Here is a 1,920-nt window from a genome sequence, read left to right on the forward strand (position 1 = left end):
TCGGCGACTGCGGCGATCGCATCGTGATCGGCGCTCTGGCCGAACAGATCGACCGGGATCACGGCCACCGGCTTCAGCCCGCGCGCCCGCGCCGTCGCAACGCCGCGCTTGAGCGAATTGATGTCGATGTTGAAGGTCTCTTCGTCGACATCGACGAAAACCGGCGTCGCGCCGGTCAGCGTCACGACTTCGCCGGTCGCACAGAAGGTGAAGGTCGGGCACAGCACCGCATCGCCCAGGCCGACATTCTTCGCCATCAGGACCATCAGCAGCGCGTCGGTGCCGCTCGCACAGCTCACCACATGCTTGGCGCCGGTGTAGTCCGCCAGCGCCTTCTCCAGCGCGGTGACTTCCGGACCATTGATGAACTGGCAATGGTCGAGCACGCGCGCGACCGCGTCATCGACGGACTTGCCTAGCCGCCGACGCTGCGCGGCGATATCGATGAAGGGAATGGGCTCAAGCTGCATATGCTGGTTCATGGAAGCTCTTTGCACGTGTTAAATGAATGACGATCAGCCGGCGATGCGGCGCGGCCCCTTGCGCATCGTCGAGGCGGCAGGCCGGGCGGGCGTTTCCAGGCAGCGGATCGCGATCTCGAGGCTCGCCACACCTTCGTCGCCGGACACCGCCGGCAGCTTGCCGCTGCGCACGGCATCCAGGAAGGCGATCAGCTCGGCGCGAAGCGGCTCGTCGTGACCGACCGGCAGATGACGCATCGAATAGCTGCCGTCGGGCTTGAAGCCGAAGCATTCGGTGACCTGACGCGTGAGCAGGTCGCCCATCACATACTTGCCGCGGGTCGCGACCGTGACGTTGCGCGCCTTGAACGGCGTCAGCCAGTTGGTGTTGATGTGGGCGAGCACGCCGGACTCCGTGCGGAACTGGAGCAGCGCGATGTCCTCGCGCTCGGCGACCGCGCTCGAGAGCTGCGGCTGCACCTCGACGATGTCGGACTCGGTGAACCAGCGGATCAGATCGATGTCGTGCACGGCGAGATCGATCACGACGCCGACATTGGACATCCGCGGCGGGAACGGGCCGACCCGGGTGATGCCGATCGACAGGATGTCCTCACCCGAGATCGCCTGCTTGATCGCGGCGACCGCCGGATTGAAGCGCTCGACATGGCCGACCATCAGCGTGACGCCGGCCCGCTCGGCGGCAGCGACGATCTCGCGGCCTTCTTCAACCGTGGATGCGACCGGCTTCTCGACCAGGATATGGATGTTGCGTGCGATGCAGGCGAGCGCGATCTCGTGATGAAGATGGGTGGGGGCTGCGATCGTCACCGCATCGATGCCCTCGGCGAACAACTGATCGAGGGTTTCAAAGGCGCGACAGCCGACCAGGTCGATGGCGCGGGTCCGGTGTTCCGGGAGCGGATCGACGATGCCGATCAGCAGGACGCCGGGCAGGCCGGCCAGCACACGGGCATGGTTGCTGCCCATCACGCCTGCGCCGATCACGCCGACGCGCAATGCGCGGCCGATATCGGCCTTCGCGCCGGCTGCGGACACTTTTGCATTCATATCGTAGACCCCAAGTAACGTTCTGGCGGTTGTCCCGGCTTCTCAGGGAGCCCACCGGCTCCGAGGGAATCAGCACCAAGGCCCCCTCTTCCCGATCTGCGCCTTTGGCGCAAATCACCCCGCTTCGTTGGCAGCCGCTATAGCACGGCGTCACAAATGTGGCGAATGCCAACAACGAAATCCGGACACGTTTTGATTCAAAGAGTTACATCGCCCGCGCCCCACTTTCGAGCGCGGGAACCGGTTCGCCTCAGGTGCGCTGATAGTCGTCCTCGATGCGGATGATGTCGTCCTCGCCGAGATAGCTGCCGGTCTGCACCTCGATCAGCTCGAGCTGAATCTTGCCGGGATTCTCCAGCCGGTGCACCGCGCCGATCGGGATGTAGAT

3 protein-coding genes are annotated in these 1,920 nt (G+C 64.7%); all 3 read right to left on the reverse strand.

Annotated features, from left to right (window positions below; genetic code table 11):
- A partial coding sequence (locus FNJ47_RS45815) for a DegT/DnrJ/EryC1/StrS family aminotransferase (RefSeq protein WP_163163343.1) occupies nt 1–482 on the reverse strand: 482 nt, incomplete at its 3' end.
- Between the two features lie 33 nt (nt 483–515).
- Nucleotides 516–1,532 (reverse strand): Gfo/Idh/MocA family protein, encoded by a 1,017-nt coding sequence (locus tag FNJ47_RS45820; protein WP_163163345.1) that lies wholly within the window; start codon nt 1,530–1,532, stop codon nt 516–518.
- A gap of 250 nt (nt 1,533–1,782) precedes the next feature.
- A partial coding sequence (locus tag FNJ47_RS45825) for a hypothetical protein (protein WP_163163347.1) occupies nt 1,783–1,920 on the reverse strand: 138 nt, incomplete at its 5' end.

Origin of the sequence: Bradyrhizobium uaiense (assembly GCF_010811875.1) — a bacterium.
Taxonomy (GTDB): domain Bacteria; phylum Pseudomonadota; class Alphaproteobacteria; order Rhizobiales; family Xanthobacteraceae; genus Bradyrhizobium; species Bradyrhizobium uaiense.

Coding starts and splice junctions, on each gene's coding strand:
- FNJ47_RS45820 (WP_163163345.1), bottom strand. CDS start 1,532: ATGAATGCAAAAGTGTCCGCAGCCGGCGCGAAGGCCGATATCGGCCGC.